The 13,747-nt window shown below is 69.6% G+C and carries 13 protein-coding genes and 1 pseudogene; 11 read left to right on the forward strand and 3 right to left on the reverse strand.

Annotation, left to right across the window (positions count from 1 at the left end; genetic code table 11):
- Positions 1-14: 14 nt before the first annotated feature.
- From ACZ6C6_RS09340 to ACZ6C6_RS09370, 7 genes are all read left to right on the forward strand, one after another.
- Positions 15-281 (forward strand): metal-sensitive transcriptional regulator, encoded by a 267-nt coding sequence (locus tag ACZ6C6_RS09340; RefSeq protein WP_469200688.1) that lies wholly within the window; start codon positions 15-17, stop codon positions 279-281.
- A 224-nt stretch (positions 282-505) separates the two neighbouring features.
- Complete coding sequence (locus ACZ6C6_RS09345) at positions 506-1,864, forward strand: rhodanese-like domain-containing protein (RefSeq protein ID WP_469200690.1); 1,359 nt, start codon at positions 506-508, stop codon at positions 1,862-1,864.
- A gap of 74 nt (positions 1,865-1,938) precedes the next feature.
- Positions 1,939-2,313, forward strand: a complete 375-nt coding sequence (locus ACZ6C6_RS09350) for a rhodanese-like domain-containing protein (RefSeq protein WP_469200692.1) — start codon at positions 1,939-1,941, stop codon at positions 2,311-2,313.
- Positions 2,310-3,053 carry a sulfite exporter TauE/SafE family protein gene (locus ACZ6C6_RS09355; RefSeq protein WP_469200694.1) on the forward strand — a complete coding sequence of 248 codons (744 nt, stop codon included), beginning with the start codon at positions 2,310-2,312 and terminating at the stop codon, positions 3,051-3,053. The genes ACZ6C6_RS09350 and ACZ6C6_RS09355 overlap by 4 nt, the downstream gene beginning before the upstream one ends.
- A gap of 111 nt (positions 3,054-3,164) precedes the next feature.
- Positions 3,165-4,439: an MFS transporter gene (locus ACZ6C6_RS09360; RefSeq protein ID WP_469200696.1), complete on the forward strand. Its 1,275-nt coding sequence runs from the start codon at positions 3,165-3,167 to the stop codon at positions 4,437-4,439.
- Positions 4,440-4,585: 146 nt separating this feature from the next.
- A complete protein-coding gene (locus ACZ6C6_RS09365; protein WP_469200698.1) occupies positions 4,586-4,942 on the forward strand; it encodes a hypothetical protein in 357 nt (118 codons plus the stop codon).
- A 30-nt stretch (positions 4,943-4,972) separates the two neighbouring features.
- On the forward strand, positions 4,973-5,665 hold the full coding sequence (locus ACZ6C6_RS09370) for a hypothetical protein (RefSeq protein WP_469200700.1): 693 nt from the start codon (positions 4,973-4,975) through the stop codon (positions 5,663-5,665).
- Positions 5,666-5,935: 270 nt separating this feature from the next.
- Here ACZ6C6_RS09370 and ACZ6C6_RS09375 read toward each other — a convergent pair whose 3' ends face one another.
- Positions 5,936-8,245 (reverse strand): SpoIIE family protein phosphatase, encoded by a 2,310-nt coding sequence (locus ACZ6C6_RS09375; protein ID WP_469200702.1) that lies wholly within the window; start codon positions 8,243-8,245, stop codon positions 5,936-5,938.
- Positions 8,246-8,568: 323 nt separating this feature from the next.
- On the opposite strand from ACZ6C6_RS09375, the pseudogene ACZ6C6_RS09380 reads away from it, so the two are divergent.
- The 3 genes and pseudogenes from ACZ6C6_RS09380 (at position 8,569) to ACZ6C6_RS09390 (ending at position 10,827) form a co-directional block, all read left to right on the forward strand.
- Positions 8,569-9,375: pseudogene (locus ACZ6C6_RS09380) on the forward strand (IS5 family transposase).
- 128 nt (positions 9,376-9,503) lie between these two features.
- Positions 9,504-10,160: a maleylpyruvate isomerase family mycothiol-dependent enzyme gene (locus ACZ6C6_RS09385; RefSeq protein WP_469200704.1), complete on the forward strand. Its 657-nt coding sequence runs from the start codon at positions 9,504-9,506 to the stop codon at positions 10,158-10,160.
- Positions 10,161-10,239: 79 nt separating this feature from the next.
- Positions 10,240-10,827 carry a hypothetical protein gene (locus ACZ6C6_RS09390; protein ID WP_469200706.1) on the forward strand — a complete coding sequence of 196 codons (588 nt, stop codon included), beginning with the start codon at positions 10,240-10,242 and terminating at the stop codon, positions 10,825-10,827.
- A gap of 414 nt (positions 10,828-11,241) precedes the next feature.
- On the opposite strand, the gene ACZ6C6_RS09395 is transcribed toward ACZ6C6_RS09390, so the two are convergent.
- Together ACZ6C6_RS09395 and ACZ6C6_RS09400 are read right to left on the reverse strand one after the other, a co-directional pair.
- Positions 11,242-11,697: a bacteriocin immunity protein gene (locus ACZ6C6_RS09395; protein ID WP_469200708.1), complete on the reverse strand. Its 456-nt coding sequence runs from the start codon at positions 11,695-11,697 to the stop codon at positions 11,242-11,244.
- Between the two features lie 94 nt (positions 11,698-11,791).
- On the reverse strand, positions 11,792-13,285 hold the full coding sequence (locus tag ACZ6C6_RS09400; protein WP_469200710.1) for an ISL3 family transposase: 1,494 nt from the start codon (positions 13,283-13,285) through the stop codon (positions 11,792-11,794).
- A 10-nt stretch (positions 13,286-13,295) separates the two neighbouring features.
- On the opposite strand from ACZ6C6_RS09400, the gene ACZ6C6_RS09405 reads away from it, so the two are divergent.
- Positions 13,296-13,694 (forward strand): hypothetical protein, encoded by a 399-nt coding sequence (locus tag ACZ6C6_RS09405; RefSeq protein WP_469200712.1) that lies wholly within the window; start codon positions 13,296-13,298, stop codon positions 13,692-13,694.
- Positions 13,695-13,747 lie beyond the last annotated feature (53 nt).

Raw genomic sequence — 13,747 nt, forward strand, 5'->3', positions numbered from 1 at the left:
CGAAGGAGAACCCGGTGAAAGTACAGGAAGAGGCGGTGAGCGCGGTCCTCCACAGGCTGCGCCGCGCCCAGGGCCAGCTCACGGGAGTCATCACCATGATCGAGGACGGCCGCGACTGCGCGGACGTCGTCACCCAGCTCGCCGCCGTCTCCCGTGCCCTCGACCGGGCCGGCTTCAAGATCGTCGCAGGCGGCATGCGCGAGTGCCTGGCGGGGGACCGCGGCGAAGCCTCGTCGATGACGGAAGACAAACTGGAAAAACTGTTCCTCTCCCTGGCCTGACCGTACCGGCGGCTGGGACCCGTGACGGTCTCCCTCGCGGGGCCCTCGCGGGCTGTGATCCTCTCCCTCCGCGATGCGGCCCGGCCGGGCCGAGCAGCCGGTTCGCCGCGGATTTGTCTGATCACCATCTCGTCGAGGTACTCATGAGCGAAATACCCCCCTAGGTATATTTCGTTACATTGGGTACAGATACCCACGGGGGTATTTGCGAGAGGAGCGACCACGTGTTCTTCATCGACACCATCGAGATCGAGGGCCTTGGCAATCGCCACTACCTGGCCGGCGGCGAGCAGGCCGCCGTGGCGGTGGACCCGCCCCGCGACATCGACCAGGTTCTGGCCGCAGCGGCCCGCCGCGGGGTGCGGATCACCCATGTCGCGGAGACCCATGTCCACAACGACTACGTCACCGGCGGCCTCGAACTGGCCCGTATCACCGGCGCCGCCTACCTGGTCCCCGCCGGGGCGAACGTGTCGTTCACCAGCGTGCCAGTGGCCGATGCCGACACGGTGACCATCGAGGAAGGACTCGAACTGCGGGCCATCGCCACCCCCGGGCACACCCCGCACCACACCACTTACGTGCTGGCCGAGCAGGAAACGTCGGTCGCCGCGTTCACCGGCGGCTCCCTGCTCATCGGCACGGTGGGCCGACCCGACCTGGTGGAACCCCGCCTCACCGAGGAACTGGCCCGCGCCCAGCACGCCTCGGCCCACCGGCTGGCGACCGAGCTCCCCGACGAGACCGCGGTCCTGCCCACGCACGGTTTCGGCAGCTTCTGCTCCTCCGCCCAGTCCGAGGGCGACCGCACCACCATCGGCCACGAGAAGAACGCCAACACGGCGCTCACCACCGACGTCGACTCCTTCGTCGTCGAGATCCTCGCCGGACTCGAGGACGTCCCGGCCTACTACGCGCAGATGGGCCCCACCAACGCGGGCGGGCCCGCCCTGGTGGACCTGACACCCCCAGCAGTCGCGGACGCCGACGAGATCGCCTCCCGCCTCGCAGCCGGCGAGTGGGTCGTGGACCTGCGCAACCGGGTCGCCTTCGCCGAAGGCCATGTCTCCGGGTCGTTCAACTTCGAAGCGGACGGCAAGCTCGCCACCTACCTCGCCTGGATGATCCCGTGGAGCAAGCCGGTCACCCTGCTCGCCGAGTCCCCGGAGCAGCTGGCCGCCGCCCAGCGCGAACTGATTCGCGTCGGCATCGACCGGCCCGCAGCCGCCGCCACCGGCACCCCGCAGGAGTGGGCGGGCGACAGTACCCGGCTGGCGTCCTTCCCCCGCTCCACCTTCGCCGGCCTGGCCGAGCAGGGCACGGACGACATCGTCGTGCTGGATGTGCGCCGCACCTCCGAGCGCGCCGCCGGTCATGTCAGGGGATCCGTCCACATCCCGATCCATCAGCTCCACAAGCGGCTCGACGAGGTTCCGCGCGGCACCGTGTGGGTGCACTGCGCAGGCGGTATGCGCGCCGGAATCGCCGCGTCGCTGCTCGACGCCGCCGGCCGTGACGTGGTGGCCGTCGACGACGGCTTCGACTCCGCCACCGCCGCCGGACTGACCGCCGCCACCGACTGACCCTCCGCCTCGGCGGCACGGCTACCGGCTCGGCAGTCCTCACACCCGAAAGACCACTACTGAAAGGCCCTGTGATGTCTCTCTTCTCCCGCCTCACCCGTGACACCCGACGCGTCACCGCGGACGAGGCACACCGCCGCACCCAAGGCGACGGCGCCCCAGCCGTCCTGCTGGACGTACGCGAGCGAGGGGAATGGTCCGCCGGCCGCGCGCCCGGTGCCGTGTACGCGCCCCTATCCGCCCTCGCCGCAGGCGCCGACCTGCCAAAGGCCGCCCACGGCCGGCCGCTGGTGGTCATCTGCCGCAGCGGAAACCGCTCGCAGAAGGCCGCCGAACTACTCTCCGCACGCGGCCTGGACGCGGTGGACGTCAAGGGAGGCATGACGGCGTGGGCGGCGGCCGGGCACCCAGTCGTCGACGCGCACGGTAACCGCGGCACTGTGGCATGACCGCCCTGGTCCTCGCGCTGGTCGCGGGGGCCGTCGTCGGCCTGGCCCTCGGCGGACTCGGCGGCGGCGGCAGCGTACTGGCAGTGCCCGCGCTGACCTACCTGCTCGGACTGAGCCCGGCGGACGCGATCACCGCAAGCCTGATCATCGTCACCGTGACGTCCGTGACCGCGCTCGTGGGCCACGCCCGGGACGGCAACGTGGCCTGGCGCACCGGCCTGCTGTTCGCGGCGGCGGGCGTCGTCCCGGCCATGCTCACCGGAGCGGCCGCCGGCCGCCTGCCGCAGACCGCGCTGACCGTCGCCTTCGCGGCGGTCGCCGCGACTGCCGCTGTGGGCATGCTGCGGCCCGCGCACGCCCCGGCCAGCGGCGAGGTGCGTCCCCTCAAGGCGGGCGCCGCCGGAGCCGGGCTCGGCGCGGTGACCGGACTGCTGGGCGTGGGGGGCGGTTTCCTGGCCGTCCCCGCCCTGGTCCGGGTACTGAGCCTTCCCATGCGCCGGGCTCTCGGCACCAGCCTCCTCGTCATCACCATCAACTCCCTCGCCGCTCTCGTCGCCCGCGCCGGAGACGCCGCCACTGTGGACTGGGCCGTCATCGCGCCGTTCACCGCGGCAGCAATCCTCGGCGCCTGGGACGGCAAGCGCTACGCTCAACGGCTCTCCGGCGACACGCTGCGACGGACCTTCGCCTACGTACTCCTCGCGGTCGCCGTCCTCATGCTCCTCGACGCGTTCGTCTGACCTCCCGGCGGCTCCGCCGCCACCGGCCCCGCCCCGGTCCGGCACGCATCAGGCCGGACCACAGTTGTTTCCCACCGCAGCCACACCCGCACCGTGCAAGGACGCCGACGCATGACCACGAACACCACGAGCAGGGAGCCCACCGGGACAACCGCGCGCCTCGGGCTGCGGGAGAACTGGCCCCAGTTCACCCTTCTCGTCATCGTCAACATGACCGTCGGCGGCCTGGTGGGCCTCGAGCGCACCACCGTGCCCCTCATCGGCACGGACGTCTTCGGCCTGACCAGCGACCTGGCTGTCTTCTCCTTCATCATCGCCTTCGGCGCCACCAAGGCCCTGACCAACCTCGCTGCCGGAGCACTGACGGCACGCTTCCGCCGCAGGCAGCTCCTCCTCGCCGGCTGGCTCATCGGCGTCCCCGTCCCCTTCATGCTCGCCTGGGCGCCGTCCTGGGGCTGGATCGTCGCCGCGAACGTCCTGCTCGGCCTCAACCAGGGGCTGGCCTGGTCGATGACCGTCAACATGAAGATCGACCTCGTGGGCCCCGCCCGCCGCGGACTCGCCACTGGGCTCAACGAAGCCGCCGGATACACCGCCGTCGGCGTCACCGCGCTGCTCACCGGATACCTCGCCACCGGCTACGGCCTGCGGCCCGTCCCCGAACTCCTCGGCGTCGTCTTCGTCGTCGCCGGCCTCGCCCTGTCCCTGATCGTCCGCGACACCGCCGCACACGTCGCCCTCGAACTCGCCCAGCACCCCGCGCCTCTGCCCGCCGACGAGAAAACCGGCACAGCAGCCACCTTCGCCCGCACCTCCTGGCGTGACCGCTCACTGCGCGGTGCCAGCCAGGCCGGCCTCGTCAACAACCTCAACGACGGACTCACCTGGGGGGTCTTCCCTCTCCTCTTCACCGAGCACGGCCTCGGGCTGGCAGCCGTCGGCCTCATCAAGGGCCTCTACCCCATCATCTGGGGAATCGGCCAAATCCCCGCCGGCCACCTCTCCGACCGCGTCGGCCGCAAACCCCTCATCGTCACCGGGATGCTCATCCAAGCCACCGGATTCGTCCTGACCCTCGCTCTGCTCGACAACCCCCTGCTCGCGGGCCTCCTGTCTGCCGTGGCCCTCGGTCTCGGCACCGCCATGGTCTATCCCGCCCTCATCGCAGCGGTCTCCGACCACGCGCACCCCACCTGGCGCGTCAACGCCCTCGGCACCTACCGCTTCTGGCGCGACATCGGCTACGCCACCGGTGCTCTCCTCGCCGGCGTGCTCGCCGACACCCTCGGCCTGAACGCCACCGTCATCGCCGCCGCAGTCCTCACCGCCGTGTCCGGCCTCCTGGCCGCCCACTGGATCACCGAGCACCGGCCCGAAACCCGATGAGGGACGAGGCGGCCCAGGACGCTGCTCGTTCCCGGCCGGCTTTCCGAGCCAACGCAGAAGCCTCAGCTGCTGATCCAGCGCAAGCACAAGGCGCCGGCGCCTGGACGAACGTTCAAGGCACCAGGGCATCCCGAGGTAAGAGAACTGTGGGCGCTGCCGGCGAGGGCCTTTGCCGACGACTCGCATCTGGTGGCCTGGTTGCGATCGCGGAGCAATGCCTGGCCTCGGCAAATCCCGGCGATACCCAGCAGATGCTGCGCCAGATCGTTGATGCCAATCAGCGACTGCCGGCGCTGGATGACGTATCCACATCCAAGATCGCGCAGGCTTTGGCCGCGTTACAGCATGCGCGCGACGACCGAACGGTCGCCCGGCGCGCCGTGGGGCGCTTCCTAGAGATGATGCTCAGTAGGGGAGTGCTCCACGACGACCTGTATTTCGAGATGTGGAGAGCTGTCTTCAAGTCGCTGCGGGAACTGCGCACGGCTCTGGCGGAGGCATAAACCGAACTGGTTGTCACAGGGCCCGAGCCCGTGCGAGCCGCGGTCGACGCGATGCTCACCACAGTTCGTGGCTGCCTGGGGCGTCACGAGGCATCTTTCGAACGCCACGCCGCTGTGGCGACGGGCAATTGGATGCAGGTGCAGAACAGCTGGCCTGGGCTACCGCGAGCTTCTCTCGAACTGCTGGCGATGCGCGAGACCCTGGACGCGCTTATCCACCCGCTCAACCAGTACGCCGAAATCGGCGAAGCTGACGCCTCCAGGTTTACGCCTGCCGGGCCCAACCGGCGCAATCCCGGGGCACCGTCAAGCTCCTGCCTTGCCTGTGTCGTGGGCGATGCTGCTTCGGGGACATCCTCGGTGTCGATGACAGTGCTTGCCACCACATTGGAAAGTGAACCGAACTCGCTGCGCATGGCGGCGCTCGAAGAGATCGCCCAGCGGGCTGAGCGAGGAGATGTCCCAGCGGGGAGGGTGCTTCTCGACCTTATGAGCCATCAGGACACGGTGATTCGTGGACGGGCCAAGAGCAGTCTGACCAGACTGCCGTCGGGAGCAGCCGAGGCCCGCTATGGGCCGCTACTCATCGCTGCGTACGACGACCCGATGGACTGGTGGTGGGAGTTGGAGCGCGACGGGGACGCGGTCGTTGCGTGGGGGAATCACAGAGCTGGAGTCGGAGAGACCCGGGCGCACAAGTCTGCGCAGCGGTCCTACGGCTGATCGCACCTTGGAAGGCTGAACCCGACGTCGCCGCTGTGCTCACCCACGCAGCTGCCACCGAGCGGCGGTTCACGGTGCGCGACGACCGTCGCGCGCCGTGAACTCACTGCCGACGCCCCAGGACGAGGCAGGTGTCCTGCCCGGCGTCTGACGGGGCCGGCCTGGCTGTGGTCGGCGTGATGGCCGGGGACGTGGCGTGCGAGCGGCAGGCCGACGGGCACTGTGAAGGCGTCGCCGCCCGTTCCCTCCGCCGTGACCGGAGCGGGACGCTCACTCCCCGTGAGGAGTGAGTGTCTGCTCCGACCAGACGGTCTTGCCCTGGGGGGCGTACCGGGTGCCCCACAGCGTGGCGAGCTGGGAGATGATGAAGAGTCCCCGCCCGCCCTCGTCTGCCGCCCCGGCGTACTTCATGTGTGGGGCGGTGGTGCTGCCGTCCCAGATCTCGCAGGTCAGTCCGCGGTCCAGGATGAGACGGAGCTTCACCGGCGGGCTGCCGTAGCGCACCGCGTTGGTCACCAGCTCGCTGACGATCAGCTCGGTCGCGATGCCCGTGTCGTCGGAGAGATGCCAGTGGGCGAGCTGTTCGGCCACCAGCCGCCGGGCGGCGGCCGGCGCGGACCGGTCGGGCGGCAGCTCCCAGGCCGCGTACCGTTCCGGGGGCATGGTCCGGGTCCGGGCCAGGAGCAGGACGGAGCCCCGCAGCGCGGGAGAGTCGGGCAGCGCTCGCGCGGCCGCGTCGCACAGGTGCGACAGCGGACGGTCGTCCGGCTGGGCGAGCACCCCGCGCAGCACACTCGAGGGCGGCTCGGCGTAGTCGCGCAGACCGCCGCTGTAGACGGCGAGGAGACTGCCCTCGCGCAAGGGCACCGTGGCCGCGGCCACGGGCTCCCGGTCCTCGGCGCCCAGGAGCGGTCCCACGGGCACCTGGGCGAGGGAGGCCGTGCCTTCCGGGTCCACGACGAGCGGGGCGGGGTGACCGGCGGAGGCCACGACGCACGTCTCGCTGAAGGGGTCGTAGACGGCGTACACACAGGACGCGGAGAGCGGCCTGCGGTGCAGCGGGTCGTCCGGCGGCAGCTGATTCCGCTCCTGCGTCAGCCTCGACGCGGCGTCATACACGCGTGCGATCAGCTCGTCGGGTTCCAGATCGAGCACGGCGAGTGCCTGGACGACGGTGCGCAGCTGCCCCAGGGCGGTGGCCGCGTGGATACCGTGCTCGGTCACCTCCCCGAACACCAGGGCGGTCCGGGCTCCCGGCAGGGAGATCGTGTCGAACCAGCTGGTGCTGTCTCGTCCGGGCAGCACGAGGTGTTCGGTCCGGACGGCGGGCTGTTCCGCTGACCGCTGCGGAAGGAGAGCCCTGCGCAGCGCGCTGACGACGGTGTACTCATGCACGTAGCGGCGCGCGTTGTCGATACCGAGGGCGGCCCGGGAGGCCGCCGCCGCCGCGACCGGGATGTCTTCTTCGGTGAACGGCTCGGAGTCGCCGTAGCGGTAGAGGCTGAGCAGCCCAATGACCGCACCGCGCAGCGTCAGTGGCGCGAGCAGGAGCGAGTGCGTCCCGGCGGCTCGTATGACGCGCGCCTGTGCCGGGTCGATGTCGGCCCAGGGCTCACCCGTCAGCGGGACCACACGCGCCCGCAGGTCCGACAGGGCCTGCTGGTAGGGGGTGCCGTGGACGAGGGTGCGGATGTCTCCCACCTGACGGGCCGGTTCGGGCAGACCCTTGTACGCGGCACGCCGCAGCGGTACGTCCTCCTCCAGAGGCCCGGGCCGCGGGGCCTCGCCGCGCAGGAGTGCCTCGACGACCTCGACCACGCCCACGTCGGCGTACGCGGGGACCAGCGCCTCGACGAGTTCGCGGCAGGTGGCCTCGACGTCGAGCGACGCGCCTACGTTGCCGCGCACCGTGGTGAGGACCTTCTCCCGGTGTAGGCGTCGGGTCTCGTCCGTCACGTCGATCAGGGACACGGCCAGTCCGAGGACGGCGCCGCCGTCTCCCTCTGGCTCAACCCCACCGCCTCCCGGCCGTTCCTGGAGCCGGAGCGCCGTGACGGCCAGCTCGCGCCTCTCACGGGGGGCGTCGTCGGGTGCGGCGTCCGGGCGGGCGTGGAACAGGTGCCGGATCCCGGGCACGCCGGTGCCCAAGACCTCACGCAGGAAAACCTCCACCGCCTCCGGCTCCTCGAAGCCACACAGCTCGGTGAAGAGCCGCCCCCGCAGCCCTTCACCCTCGCTCCGGCCGGCGGCGGGCGGGACGCTCGCGCGCATGACGCGCAAGTCCGGATCGAGGACGCGTACGGGGATGTAATCCTGGGAGAACATCATGTCCAGCAGCGCCTGCCCGACGGCCCCCACATCCCCGTCGGTCCCCCCGGTGCCCCAGTCCCCCCTGGCCGGCGCCCACAGCCCCGGCACCGCGTCCGCTCCCCTCCGCAGCCACCTGCCGCCCGCCAGAACGTCCGTAACGGGCCGCCCCGTCGCCTCGGCGGCCGACAGTCCGAAGAACCGCTCGGCGTCGCTGCTCCAACCCGTGACCACACCGCTGTCGTCCACGACGATCAGAGGGGAATCAGCCATCACGCCAGCTCCTTCGGCCCCCTGAGCGGGACCCGCTTCCGGCATCCGCACGCGACCACGGCCACGGCACCAGAATCAGCCCTGCCCCGGCCGCCCGCCACCGGAGTGCCCGCGCGACGCCCGTGGCACAGCACTTCGGGCTGCACATGCACGGAAAACTGCCTGCACCGTCCGAAGTCTTGCCCGGTAGGACAGGTGGTGAAGCCGACTCGGTAGCTCCCTGGCGCACGCAGCCTCTTCCGAAGGCAGACGACACGGCCAGCTTGTACCTCGGCGCTCAATAAGAAGCCATCTCATTTGGGTGTCTCGGTATTCTGTGCGTCATGGTGGGGATCGTTGAGCGGCTGGTGCCGGACGAGTTGTGGGAGTTGTTCCAGCGGGTGGTGCCGGAGGCGCCGTCGCGGCCGCAGGGTGGTGGCCGGCGTCGGCACGGCGACCGGGAGGTGCTGGCCGCGATCGTCTTCGTGGCCACGTCGGGTTGTACCTGGCAGCAGCTGCCTTCGGCGTCGTTCGGCCCGTCGGGAGCGACTGCCCACCGGCGGTTCTCGGAGTGGTCGAAGGCCAGGGTGTGGGCCAAGCTCCACCGCTTGGTCCTCGACGAACTCGGTGCCCGAGGCGAGCTGGACTGGTCGAGGTGCGCAATCGACTCGGTGAATATGCGGGCTCTGGAAAGGGGGACCTGACAGGACCGAATCCTGTCGACCGGGGCAAGTACGGGTCGAAGATCCACCTGATCACCGAGCGGACCGGTCTGCCCATATCCGTCGCAATCTCCGGCGCCAACGTCCACGACAGCCAAGCCCTGATCCCGCTCGTGAAGGGCATACCGCCCATCCGCTCCCGCCGAGGCCCCGTCGACGCCGGCCGGCAAGGTCCACGCCGACAGGGGCTACGACTATCGTCACCTGCGGCAATGGCTATCCGGGCGCGGAATCCGGCACCGCATCGCCCGCAAGGGCATCGAGACCTCACAACGCCTCGGCCGGCACGGCTGGACCATCGAACGCACCATGTCCTGGCTCGCCGGCTGCCCACGACTCCACCGCCGCTACGAACGCAAGGCCGACCACTTCCTGGCCTTCACCAGCATCGCCTGCACCTTCATCTGCTACCGCCGACTCGCCAAATGAGATGACTTATTAGTTCGAGGATCTTGTCGACACAAGAAGGTCGAATCGATCCGCTATGCGGGTGCAGTCGATGAGTTCGGGCTGCGATAGGAGTCTGATGGAGGACACTCGATACTGGAGGCTGGCCTGTGGCTGAACCACACTTCCTGGAGACCCGGAAGGCTTTGGAAAGGGCGATCCACGTCGAGCGGTTGGCGCTCGCTCAAGACCTCGCCGAACTCAGCGAAACCCAGTGGGCGAAAGCATCACTGTGTGAGCGCTGGACCGTGGAGGAGGTGGTAGCCCATCTGACGGCAGGTGCCAGCACAAGGATGTGGCGCTGGCTGCTGAGCATGCTGGCCGCGCGGTTCGACCCCGATCTGCACAACAACCGCCGGCTCGCAAAGCACCGTGGTGCTACACCTGAAGAGACCTTGCGGCGATTTCGCGAAGTTGCCGCCGGGTCCGCCGGGCCGACAGGACATACTGCGGCCTGGTTGGGGGAGATCGTCGTCCACAGCGAGGACATCCGTCGGCCATTGGGTCTTGTGCGCACACCCCCAGTGGCCACGACGACCGCCGTTGCCCGGTTCTTCGCCAGCCGCGATTTCACCGTACCGAGCAAGACCGCGATCGCGGGTCTGCGGGTCGAGGCTACGGACGGACCGTTCACCACCGGCTCAGGGGATCTGCTCCGGGGGCCAACCCTCTCGCTTGTGATGGGGATGGCAGGCCGCGCAGCGGCCTGCGAGGGCCTTGAGGGTGACGGTGCCGCAATCCTGCGCGCCCGACTGCGCTCAGGTTAAAGAACAAGCTGAAACGGGGAGGGGTGTCGTCAACGGGCAACCCCTGTCGCCGTGGTGGGCGTGCCGGAATCGTGGTGGCATGAAGACCACCACCCTTGAGGGGTGGGGTTTCGGCACCGCTGTCATCCGTTCCATCGGCGCCCACCACGACGGAGCGCACGATCTGGTCACCGACGGGCTCTACGTCGACCTGCGCCGAGCGCTGCCCAACCCGGCCGGGTCCGATCAGGCGGATGCCTGCGTGCTCGATCTGTGGTCCGGTGCGGCCGTGCACGGTAATGGCGCCCAGAAGGGGGTAGAGACCGCGCCCGCCGCCGTAGTGCGCGGTGACACCGGTGCTGTCGACGTGGTTCTCGTGCAGGATCCATTCGCCGGGCCCTTCCTGCGGCTGCCCGACGGGATACCGGCCGTGCCGGGCGGCCGGTTCCTCGCCCAGCGCGGCGCTCGACAAGGACCTGGGATGCCAGCCGGTCTGGAACCAGGCTCGTGGTGGAAGGCCGCCCAGGCAACGGACTGGGGTGATCATCGGAGTTCTGCTACCGCCGTGATTATCCAGAGAATGCCGATCAGGGGCGCGCTCCGGGTCGAAGTTCACCGACGAACGGGCTGCGGAGAGATGGTTCGCGTGGTCCGGCACGCCCGACATCGGATTCCCCGCTCGAAGTAGTAGTGCGACATACGACCGTCACGGAGAGTCGCACGAGAATGCATGAACCGTAGTCAACCTGACGGGCCAGCCCCGGTGTTCCCCTGACGGTGGGTCAACACGACCCAGGCGGCGCCCCCCGTGCCAGTGATCCCCGGCCCGGGCGCCCGCCATCACGCCCCAGCCACCGCCACACTCGCGATCATGACCGACTGGCTCTGTTCGCGAGAACCGGCACTGGCGCAACTTCTGTGAAGTCGAGCTGATCCCCGGTGGCCGAGGCTGGTGCCCCTGGCGAACTGGCAGATCAGCGCCTCGCTCCGAGGGAGACGTGAACCACGTGGGCGCGGGTTCACAGAACCTGCGCCAGAACCCGAGAACCAGCTCTGGCACAGATCTTGGGGTCGCGGAGGGTGACGTTCGAGTTCGATTTACTCAGAGTGCGATCGGCCGGTACTTCAGAGCCTCATGGACGATCTGCTCGGGAGACGGGTCCTGAAGGATGTCCGAGGGGTGGAAGACCAGGTCACTCACCCGGGGATGCGACACGTTTGCTTCCAGCAGACGCAGATAGTAGTCGCTCTCCTCAGAGGCAGTCAGGAGTCTGCGGACGATCTCAACGAGCTCGTCCCGGGTGATGTCCGCGATCACGGGGCGAGCCGGCCGGGCCGCCTCCCTCGCGAACTCCTCCAGGCTCCTGCTGCCGTCGTATTCGGCAAAGTCGAGAGCCACGTAGTCCTGACCGGTCATCGCGTTGAACGCCTCGATCTCCCCGCCCGCCACCTCTGGGTGGGCGGTTAGCAGCTCAGCGATCCGCTCAACCTCAGTGCACAGCTCGTTCAGTCGCTGCCGACTCACGGGCGGGGGCAACAACTCCGGTCTCAGGTCCACAGCGGCATTATGTCCGTCGGTGCCGACACGCCCTAACTGGCCTCCCAGGACGCTGTCTTTCGGACCTTGGCGAAGGATCGGAGGGCTTGGAGTGCTACTGCAGCAGGATCATCTTGCGGAGTAGTTCGAATCCAGCGCGGCCGTAGAGCTGCCGCTTGATCTTCTGGATGCGGTTGACGGCGCCCTCGATACTGCCGGAGCTCCAATCGAGAGTGAGCCCGGCGGTCACGGCGTCGAGGTCTCGGAGCAGGTGGAGTGCGAAGCCGGTGAGGCCGGGCAGTTGGCTGGCATCGACTGCGTTGATCCAGGCGGGGAGTGTGGAGCCGAGGCGGTCGGTGAGTATCTCGCCGAAGTCGCGGACGAGTCCGGCAGCCTTCTCCAGTTCGGGGCAGCGGGCCAGGACCTCCTTCAGGCCGGCGACGTCTTCCTCGGTCAGAGCCGTGGGGTGCCGGGTGAGCCAGCCGGTCACCTGCCGCACAGACGGCGGCCGCGGGGCCGCGCCGGCCGGAGCCCCGCGGTGGGTCGCAATGTGGGCGCGGACCATCTGGTAAGTGACGGGCGCGTTGGGGGCAATGAGTTCACCGTGCAGTCGCGTGACGCTGGTGCATCCTTCGGCGAATCGCCGCTCCAGGTAGGGCTTGTAAGGGTCCAGTCTGCTGGGCGGGGGCCGGTTCTCGCGGATGGTGTCCTGCCAGCGTATGGCGTTCGCGTACCGGAGCACGGTGTTGAGACCCCAGCCCAGGTGCCGGGCAATCGCCCGGCGGGAGTGGCCTTGGGCGAGGAGCTCGTGGACCAGGGCGTGCACTGCCTTCTTCCGTTCGGCCCGCCGGCCGAGGGGCGCCGAGTCGTTCTGCGGCATACCGGGGCCAGGACGGGTCGTGCCTGCCAGCGTGCCAGTGGGCGACGGATTGCGCAGGCACTCGCGGTGGGCGGCGACGCAGGTGTCAACAGCTCGGCCGAGGCCCTGCCACAGGCGGAACCGGTCGGCAACCTGCAGAGCGTCGGAGGCACCGCGGCGGGCGCCCTCGGCGTACGCGCCGGCTCGGTCCCGGCAAATGACCTCCACGCCTGGGTGCTGGATCAGCCAAGCGGCCAGTGGCCCGGCTTCGCGGGTCGGGAGCACATCGACCACGCGATGGTCTTCGACGCTGGTCAAGACGGTGGAGTAGGTCTGGCCGCGACGGATCGCGAAGTCGTCGACTCCCAGCACCCGGGGCGTGCTGAACCGTGGATCGGGCAATGCCATGATCCTGCGTAACAAGGTCATCCGTCCCGCGCCGAAGCCCAGCTGGGCGGCCAGCCGAGCTCCGGCCCGCCCGGCCAGGGCGAGCCCCACTTGCTCCAGGGCGTGGTTGAGTCGGGTGGTGAACCGTGCGTGCGGGGCGGCGAGCCGGGAGAAGGGCTCGGCGAACGTCCGGCGGGGACAGCCCGCCACTCCGCAGATGAAACGCCGGACCGTCAACCGGATCACGAAGCCCTGTTCAGCGAGCGGAAGGTCCTTCAGCCTGCGCTGATAGCGGTCGTGGACTCGGTCCGAGAAACGACCGCAGTCCGGACATGCCGCCCCCACCGCGCGGCCTCTCGCCATCACCTCGACCGTGCCGAACGCGGCCGTAACAGCCTCGATCGGCGCCCCGCCGCACTCCGACGGCAAGCTGACCATCGTCGCGCTGACCACCGAAGCCGGACTGCGCCGTAACAAGCTCACCCACAAGCACACCGGGCTCAAGGACCTGTTCTACGCCCTGGTCAAGGCCCGCGCCCCCGTCCCCGACGTGTTGCCCGACGCGGCGCGGGCCCGGGCCGCCAAGCAGCAGCAGGACCTGACACGCGTGCGCGCCGAGCGCGACGACCTGCGTGCCCAGCTGCAGCTCGTGGCGCGGATCGTCCAGGTCCTGGAGATCGAGAACCACCAGCTCAAGGAGGTCCGCAGCCGGCTGGAGGCCCAGCTGGCCAGCCACAGTGCCGTCGCCGACCTCAGCCGGCACCGCCGCTGAACCGGATCCCCCCGGGACGCCCGGCGCGCCGCGCGCGCACGGTTCACCCTGGT

Source organism: Streptomyces sp. NPDC041814 (assembly GCF_055590565.1).